The organism is Bacillus sp. SIMBA_005 (genome assembly GCF_046535585.1).
Classification (GTDB): domain Bacteria; phylum Bacillota; class Bacilli; order Bacillales; family Bacillaceae; genus Bacillus; species Bacillus pumilus.
On sequence record NZ_JAWRWI010001014.1, the window covers coordinates 1 to 243 of the forward strand.

Genomic DNA, 243 nt, shown 5'->3' on the forward strand with positions numbered 1-243 from the left:
GGAGTAGGAACCATAACACCAAAAGAAAAAACTGATGTTAGGGGAGCAATATCGTTCAATGGGCAAGCAGTAATAGACAAAATGGGTAGTGGAACAATCGATTATGCATCATTTAGCCCGCAAACAAGAATTATTTCATGGGGAGCCGATACCTCTACCAATGGTATTATCTCTTTTTGGACCGGAGCTGGAGGAGCTGGAACAAGTGAAAAAATGCGTATCCATTCCAATGGAAATGTAGGG

The 243-nt window shown here is 42.0% G+C and carries 1 protein-coding gene; it reads left to right on the plus strand.

The genetic code is table 11. From position 1 onward, the window contains the following. A partial coding sequence (locus tag SB660_RS23170) for a hypothetical protein (protein ID WP_410584894.1) occupies nucleotides 1–243 on the plus strand: 243 nt, incomplete at both ends.